The organism is Methanomicrobiales archaeon, assembly GCA_030019205.1.
Taxonomy (GTDB): Archaea; Halobacteriota; Methanomicrobia; order Methanomicrobiales; family JACTUA01; genus JASEFH01.
Genome location: JASEFH010000043.1, coordinates 1 through 7,884 on the forward strand (window position 1 = coordinate 1; position 7,884 = coordinate 7,884).

The 7,884-nt window shown below is 61.5% G+C and carries 8 protein-coding genes; 5 read left to right on the forward strand and 3 right to left on the reverse strand.

The window, feature by feature from the left end:
• A partial coding sequence (locus tag QMC96_12920) for an NAD(P)/FAD-dependent oxidoreductase (protein ID MDI6877657.1) occupies positions 1 to 407 on the reverse strand: 407 nt, incomplete at its 3' end.
• Positions 408 to 503: 96 nt separating this feature from the next.
• On the opposite strand from QMC96_12920, the gene QMC96_12925 reads away from it, so the two are divergent.
• Positions 504 to 842, forward strand: a complete 339-nt coding sequence (locus QMC96_12925; protein MDI6877658.1) for a cupin domain-containing protein — start codon at positions 504 to 506, stop codon at positions 840 to 842.
• A gap of 203 nt (positions 843 to 1,045) precedes the next feature.
• Here the strand turns inward: QMC96_12925 and QMC96_12930 are convergent, their stop codons facing one another.
• Entirely contained in the window at positions 1,046 to 2,320 is a 1,275-nt protein-coding gene (locus tag QMC96_12930) for an amino acid permease (protein ID MDI6877659.1), read from the reverse strand.
• 300 nt (positions 2,321 to 2,620) lie between these two features.
• Here QMC96_12930 and QMC96_12935 point away from each other — a divergent pair, with 300 nt between their 5' ends.
• The 4 genes from QMC96_12935 to QMC96_12950 all read left to right on the forward strand — a co-directional run bounded on the left by QMC96_12935 (position 2,621) and on the right by QMC96_12950 (position 6,348).
• Entirely contained in the window at positions 2,621 to 2,830 is a 210-nt protein-coding gene (locus QMC96_12935) for a hypothetical protein (GenBank protein MDI6877660.1), read from the forward strand.
• 40 nt (positions 2,831 to 2,870) lie between these two features.
• Positions 2,871 to 4,034 (forward strand): aminotransferase class V-fold PLP-dependent enzyme, encoded by a 1,164-nt coding sequence (locus tag QMC96_12940; protein MDI6877661.1) that lies wholly within the window; start codon positions 2,871 to 2,873, stop codon positions 4,032 to 4,034.
• Positions 4,021 to 4,383, forward strand: coding sequence for a hypothetical protein (locus tag QMC96_12945; GenBank protein MDI6877662.1), 363 nt, complete (start codon positions 4,021 to 4,023; stop codon positions 4,381 to 4,383). Before QMC96_12940 ends, QMC96_12945 begins: the two co-directional genes overlap by 14 nt.
• 1,461 nt (positions 4,384 to 5,844) lie before the next feature.
• On the forward strand, positions 5,845 to 6,348 hold the full coding sequence (locus QMC96_12950; protein MDI6877663.1) for a DUF192 domain-containing protein: 504 nt from the start codon (positions 5,845 to 5,847) through the stop codon (positions 6,346 to 6,348).
• 955 nt (positions 6,349 to 7,303) lie between these two features.
• On the opposite strand, the gene QMC96_12955 is transcribed toward QMC96_12950, so the two are convergent.
• On the reverse strand, positions 7,304 to 7,884 hold a 581-nt coding region (locus QMC96_12955), incomplete at its 5' end, for a transposase (protein ID MDI6877664.1).

Below are 7,884 nucleotides of genomic sequence, written 5' to 3' on the forward strand. Positions count from 1 at the left end.
CGGCTCTCCCCGCAGCAGCGGGGGCAGCCCGACACCCCGATCTTGATCTTGGCCGGGAACGTCTGGCCGATGAACCGCTCCTCGATCGCCTTCCCGAGTGCCAGGGAGTCCTGGTTGGCGTACCTGCACATGTCCGTCCCGATGCAGGCGTGCACGAACTTGACGCACGGCGCCGCGGAGCGGCGGGGATCCATCCCGAGATCCTTCCAGATGGCGGGAAGATCCTTCTCCGGAATACCGGCGAGCAGGAACCGCTGCCCGGAGGTGAGCTTGACTGTAGGAACGCGGTATTTCTGCACGATCGCAGCAAGGCGGGCCAGGTCTTCTGCCGTGACGATGCCCCCCGGCGTGCGGGTGACGATGGCAAAGGTGCTGCCATCGCGCTGGATGATGGCTTCACTGGGCATATTGACAATTGTGCGGGCCGCATATGAATGCTTTTTCGGCGGCGGTGATGCGAAAGCATCTAGACGTACCGCGGCGCATCCTCTCCCGTGAAATGCATGAAGGTCACCGAATTGCAGCGGCAGCCGGTCAGCCCCAACCCGCACCACGTGGATGCCCGCAAGGTCTACGACTCGCCCCACGCCGTGGCCGTCGTGATCACCCTCCAGCCGGGCGAGTCCCTGAAGCGGCACAGCACGCCGACGGATGTCTTCTTTTACGTCCTGGAGGGGACGGGCATCGTGGAGATCGGGGACGAGCGGGAGACGGTGGCGAAAGACACGCTCGTCGAGAGCCCGGCGCGGACCCCGCACCGCTGGATCAACGAGAGCGACGCGATCTTCCGCGTGCTGGTGGTGAAGGTGCCCCGGCCAACCGAAGAGACTAAAATCCTCTGAAATCCTGCTTTTTTACCCCCCCCCTGCACGAATGGCGGTTATGTCGGCGCGAGCGTGCATGAAGAGGCATATCAAACCGTCAGAGGAGAGCCCCCGCTATTTCGGTGGAAGCTGCGCAGGGCTTCAGAATTGCCACATGAATCGAGGAGTCCTGGAAGCTTTCGGCCGTACCGGATGCGCACCGTTATCGCCGGCGTTTGTTTTTACGGGCTGCGCCGGCTTTGCGATATGCAGATCAGGATGCCTGCCAGCATGACCACGCTCCCGATCCCTACCGATGCGATCGGCAGCGTGATGGCGAGCGCCAGGCAACCGATAAGACCCAGTATTGCCAGGTTCCTGCTGTACAGCCTCTCCCGTCCCTCCAGGGTATAGGCCGCCATATTCGTGACCGCATAGTACAGCAATACCGTAAAGGAGCTGAATCCTATTGCCGCACGCACGTCTGCCAGCAATACGACCGCGAACAGGATCGTGCCGACGGTCACTTCCGCGAGGTGCGGAACTTTGTGGATCGGGTGAACGCTGGCCAGGTACGAGGGCATCCTGCGGTCTGCCGCCATGGCAAACAGCGTGCGGCTGATCCCGGCCATCAGCGAGAGCAGCACACCGAGGGTCGCGACGGTCGAGCCGACCCGCACGATCCACTGCCACTGGCCGAAACCCGCCTCGGTTACCGCTGCCACCAGGGGTGCATTGGAGAGGGCGAGTGTGGCCGGCCCGACGAGCAGCAGGGCCGAGATGACGACGGCGGCATATACAAGGCACGTAATGCCCAGACCCAGGACAATGGCGCGGGGAATGGAGGTCTCCGGATCTTTCACCTCTTCGCCCAGCGTGGCGATCCTCGAGTAGCCCGCAAACGCAAAGAACCAGATGCCGGCCGACTGCAGGATCCCGTAGATGCCGTTCGAACCCAGGAGGGGGGAGAGGTTCTCGGGATCCGGTCCGCCGCCGAGCATGAGAACGACGATCGCCGCCAGGCTGGCGATGACCACGGAGACCATCACTTTCGTGGCAGTGGCCGTCTTCTCGATCCCGTAGTAGTTCAGCGCCGTGAACGCGACGACTGCCCCCGCGGCCAGGTAGCGTGCATACCCGGGCGCCAGGTAGTAGCCGAAGGTAAGGGCAACCGCGGCACAGCTGGCGAACTTTCCCACCACGAAACCCCAGCCGGCGATCCAGGCCCAGAACTCGTTCAGCCGTTCTTTTGCATAGACGTAGGTGCCGCCGGACGCCGGGTAGAGACGGGCGAGCTGGGCCGACGAGCTGGCGTTGAAATAGGCAACGAATGCGGCGAGGAGCAGGCCGACAACCAGCCCGCCCTGCGCCGCCGCTGCGGCGGGCGCGAGAGCCGTAAAGATGCCCGCGCCGATCATGGAGCCGAGCCCGATGAAGACGGCGTCTCCCGTCCCCAGTCTTCGGGACAGCCGGCTCTGCGCTCCATCGCGCGGAGGTGCTCTGTTGCGCCCGCACATCGCGTCGTCAGGGCTCCGAGGACGGATATGCGGATCTTCCCGGGATTCGCGACCGTTTCTCTTCAGGATGCGGGGGGTGGGCTCAATGCAGGGATAAGCCTATCGACGCAGGGTCTCCGAAACGCTCCGACCCGGCAGGATATTTCGAAGTGGCAGGAGCGTGGCATCCGCAGCGTACCGGCAGTATCCTGCCCCGCGGTCGGGGTGCACTTCAGATCCCTATCGGGTCGTCCCCGAACCGCTCCATCCAGCAGTCGGCGGGGAGACTTCTCGAGGTTCCCTCTTCGATCGGGAACGGGCATGGAACAGTTCGTGCAGCACTCGTTCAGGAGAACGGACTTCTCGTGCGAGGTTGCAACCCCGTTCTGCACCGCATCGGGGCAGCGCTGCCGTATCCCGTTCCGACGGGCCTTCGTATCGATCGGGAGGACCTGCGGCGACCGTCTTCACCGAATACCCTTCGGCACCACGATCAGAGGTGCCGGAGGGCTCCAGACGATTGCTTTTTGACTGGAATCCTCAGAGTACCGTATACAGGACGGAATCACCGATGGCGCATGGTAACCCCCCGGAGATCATCTACCTGAACAACGCGGCGACGACCTGGCCGAAACCTAAGGAGGTGATTCAGGAGGTCGTCCGCTCCCTCGAACTGCCCTACTACGAAGAGGGGAGGACGACCCTTCGCGGGCAGGCGGACTACCCCGCTCTCGCCCGCGAGATCCTCGCCGGGTTCTTCCGCGCCGCGGATCCCTCCCATATCGTCTTCACCCGGAATGCAACCGACAGCCTCAACATGGTCATCCACGGGTTCGCCCACCAGCACAGGGAGACTCCGTTTCACGTCGTCACCACCCGCCTCGAGCACAACGCCGTCCTCCGCCCGCTCCGCACGCTGGAGCGGGAGGGAAGGATCACGCTCTCCATCGTCCCGTTCGAGGACGGCTACGTGGCGCCGCAGGCGATCCGGGAAGCGCTTCGGGACGATACCCGCATGGTGGTGATGACGCACGGCAGCAACGTACTCGGGACCGTCCAGGACGTCGGGGCGATCGGGCGCCATCTCCGCTCGCAGGATATCTTCTTCGTGGTCGACGGGGCGCAGACCGCCGGCCACGCGTCCGTCGATCTCTCCGCCCTTCCCGTCGACGTCTTCGTCTTCACCGGCCACAAGGGGCTCTACGGGCTGCCGGGCATCGGGGGATTCTACATCCAGCGGCCCGAGGTGGTGGATGCGGTGCGGCAGGGCGGCACCGGCGTAGAATCGGCCCGCCCCTACCATACCGACGAGATGCCGCTCAAGTTCGAGTGCGGGACCCACAACTACCCCGGCATCGCCTCGCTCTACGCGGGCGTGCGCTACCTGATGCAGAACGGTCCCGACCGCCTGGAGCGAAGGACCATGGAGAACACGGAGTATCTCGTCAGGGTGCTCCGGGAGGAGGAGTCCGTCGTCCTGCACAACGACGCCCCGGATCTCCCGGTCATCCCCTTCTCCGTGGAGGGGATGGACAGCCACGACGTCGGGTTCATCCTCGCGCGGATGTACTCCGTCATCTGCCGCACCGGCCTCCACTGCGCCCCCCTGGTGCACGAGAGCATCGACGGGGGGAGAGGGTGCGTGCGGCTCTCGCTCTCCAGCCAGAACACCCGCGAGCAGTGCGAAGCCGCCGCCCGGGCGATCCGCGAGGTGGTGCAGCGTGCGGATCGTTGAGACGAAGCAGACGAAGCTCTGCGTGGACGGCTCCCTGCTGAAGGAGTACGTGCTGGACGAGCCGCTCGATTTGGCGTTCATCGACTATCTGCGGAACTTCGGGGAGGTCGAGCTGCTCACCCACATGCGGCAGCCGTTCCTCTCGTTCGCGCGGGAGCACTTCATCACCATCAAGGGGATCGTGGGGGACGACGTCGTCGAGGTGCGCTACGCGAAGGGGATGCACGACCTGGTCGCCGACTACTTTCACCTGCTCCTCTCCTACTACCCCCGGGGGAGAGCCGGCGTCGAGAAGGTGCGGCGGATCGAGGCGGAGATCCAGAAGAAGATCGATACCCGGCGGGAGTGAGGGGCGGGGCTTCGCCTCCAGGGGTGCAGGCATGAACGGCTTCCATCGCCGGATCCCCTCCGCAAGAACGGGCAGGGCAGGCCATGTTCGCCCCGCAATTGCACCTGACACGATCCCCGATCCCGTGCATCTCTGGATCGCCGGAGGCCAACCGCCATCTGCGGAGACGACACCGGCGGGATTGCACGCGTGATATGCCGGCCCCTGGAAACCCGGGCGGCGAACACATTCGCCCCCCGCACGGCGTGTTTTAACCCTCGAGAGTCTCAACGGGTGAACGTGGAGGCGGTGCGATACCCGGTGGGCGCCTACGGAACCGTCTGCAGGGCCTGCCAGGACGTCTCCGGGGAAGGCGGGTCCGGGAGAGCGTGCCGTGCTGTCGATCCGCTCGCCGGGATGGCGGGAGCGGTGCTGGCGACCTACCGTTCCTCGGGGATACGGTGCCGGATCCCGAACACCTTCCCCGGGATCGTGTCCCGTTGCCTCGATGCAGCATCCCGGGCGATGTGCGGCGTCTCATGGCCCTCATCGGATGCCGGAACCGGGAACGGCCTCCCTCGACAGATCAGCGGGATCTCCCATGACAGGATATGGATCGTGTGCACTTTCGCCGCTGCTGGTGCTGCCTGCGGGCGGGATCGTTGCACCTCTGCCGCGGCGGGGCAGCAATCTCACAGCGGATGCTCCACCCTGCTGCAATCCCCGGATGGATCTCTTCGATCGCGCATTCCCTATCCGGAACCCGGGCCGGGCGGGTGAAGAGGGACCTTTGCCCACGTTGCCCATGCGGGCAAGAGGTGGGCAAGAGTCGTGGGCAAGAGACGAAACGGCTGCCGGAGAGCCCGATCCCGATTTTGAGAACGATGCAACGAGTTCCGATGGGGTCGGATCGACTCTTGCCCAGATTTTCCGGAACACAGAAGGGTGCGAGCATACTCCGGTGTGCGAGGAGGCATCGTGTGTTCCCGCAGACGTGGGCAAGAGTGATCTGAAGTCAGCGGAACGGGAAGGAATTGAAAAACCGGACACAGAACAGGCTCCGCTCTCTTGCCCACCGTCTGGGCAAAGCATGGGATCGAATGGGCCGGTGGGCAAACGTGCCGTCGTCCGGGAGCAGGACTGCATCGCCCTGCGGGGAGGGAGCGGATCCTGGACCTCTGCAAACCTGAATGCGGGGCCGGGTATCGGGATTCTGCGAAGGTACAGAAGCATCTCCTCTTCGGTGCGGGAGATGTGAAGGTTCTCGAAAGATGATCCTGCATCGACGGGCAAGAATGCGAGAGGGGGCAAACCCTTTGCAGGGGATCGGCATCTGAGCGAGCGACAAGCAGAATGCCCATCAGCTGCAGGATCGTTTACCGGCAGGCATCCCGTCCCCTTGTATTTCAGGCATCCGGTTTATACCATGTACATAATTTTAAAAATTTATTTATTCGAGTACTCTCATCGGGCTATCGGGATATGGGGCGTCAGTTCAGGCACTTCATGGGGGCAGTACTGGGAATCCTGATCGTGATCCTGATGATCTTCATCGTCTTCTCAGGACCGCAGCCCGGGATCGCCGACGTAGAGGCGGAGTCCTGCTGCACGATCTACACCCCGGAGGGGGATGCGATCCGGATCTCGGTTGAACTCGCCGACACACCGGCCGAACGAGAGAGGGGGCTCATGTACCGTTCCGAACTGGCGGAAGATGCCGGGATGCTGTTTATCTATCCCGGACCGACGAGATGCTCCTTCTGGATGAAGAACACCTGGATCCCCCTGGACATCGCCTTCCTCTCCTCCGATTTTACCGTCCAGGAACTGTTCGAGAACCAGACACCCCTGAGCACGGCAGACATCGTTCCGAGAGATGCATGCATCTATGTGCTGGAAGTGAACGGGGGATTTTTCCGGAGGCATGCGTTGCTGCCGTCGGACAATCTTTCCGATATCCGCATATCCTGTGATATCGCAGAATAACAGTTCACCCTCCTCGCCCTGAAGCAGTATCCCGCAATTTTACTCCTGGTGTTCGGCAGGGACCATCCCGGGCCCCGCTCCGGTGCACAGCCCGGCTCGGACCGTGGAAGAGATCGGAGTAGCGCTCTGCCGGACCTCATTCCAGCAGGTCATACTCGCAAGGATGGAGTGTTATCGTCGGATCGTCGGATCGTCGGGAAGACTAATCGGCCGATGGGTGCCTGAGACTACACCACCTGCATGCTGAATTACGGCTACGCACTCCTCGGAGCCGGCTGCATGGGGGCGATCGACAGCAACGAGCTGAATGTCCATGTGGGGGTTCCTGCACGAGAAGGCCACGTAGAAGAGCAGCCGGGCTTACGATCTTCAGGAACCCCGCCGGTTCCGGGTTGATCTTACCGTGATCCATCTCATTGAGACAGATGCGGTTGAAAAAAGGACCGCATCCTCGCGGAGAGCTATACGCTTCGGTTGTGGCTGACGGGAACGTGGAAGGTGATAGATGCGGTTAGCGGATGGTTGAACAGGACCGAGGAGTACCAAGGGAAGGAGGTTTGGTAGAGATATGTCATGCTCCTGAAAACGCGGTGACTAGCACACTATCAGGCAAGTAGAGAACCTTAGATTTCTGCAAGCCTGAATACGGGATTGAGCGGCAAGACTCCAAGAGGATGCGAAAGAGAATCTTGGATATCCCCCAACCGTTCTCTCTCATGCCGTTGATGGTAAAAGCATATTTCCATCAGCATTCTCCTTCAGATAATGCAAGATCCTCTTGGAGAATCCCATTTTCTTTCACTCCGTGTGGCTGATGGGGAGGTTACGTGACTTACTAAATGCATTCCATCAGGCAAGTAATTTGGGTTTTACATATTAACATTGGAGTTCAACTCTCAATTGCAGGGTAGTGTCTCAAATTTTCTGTAAAATGGATGCCCTGGATCCCGCATGATCATCTCTCGTCCATTGATAAATACCTTTTACCGGTCACCCATTCCTCGTTCATATCCATGAGGATAGCGACTGCTACTCTCAGAAATGAGGAATCATTTGGGAATGCCCCGATGACTTTCGTTCTTCGCTTGATCTCCTTATGGATTCGCTCGAGGCCATTGGTCGTTCGGATTCTTTTCCAATGCGAATTCGGATAGGCCCGGTAGTTCAACAACCCCGACAGGAACCGTTCAATAGTATTGGCGGCCCGGGAGTATCCCTGGTCCTCCAGGTTCCGGGCGAGATCCTGCAATCTCCGTTCATCGGCAAGGGAGTCCTTGAGCTTCTCCGCTATCTCCCGATGGTGTTTTTGGGGGAGTGTCCTCAACACGGCCCGGATGAAGTGGACGTGGCACATCTGCCAGCTCGATCCAACAAACGAGGATTCCACCGCCTTCTGGATCCCGCGATGACCATCGGAGGTGACCAACTGGACCCCGGTCAATCCCCGGTCCTTCAGGTCCTCGAACAGCCCGGACCAGACGAGTTCATCCTCGCAGGCGGCGACCCGGGCTCCCAGAATCTCTCGGAACCCATCTG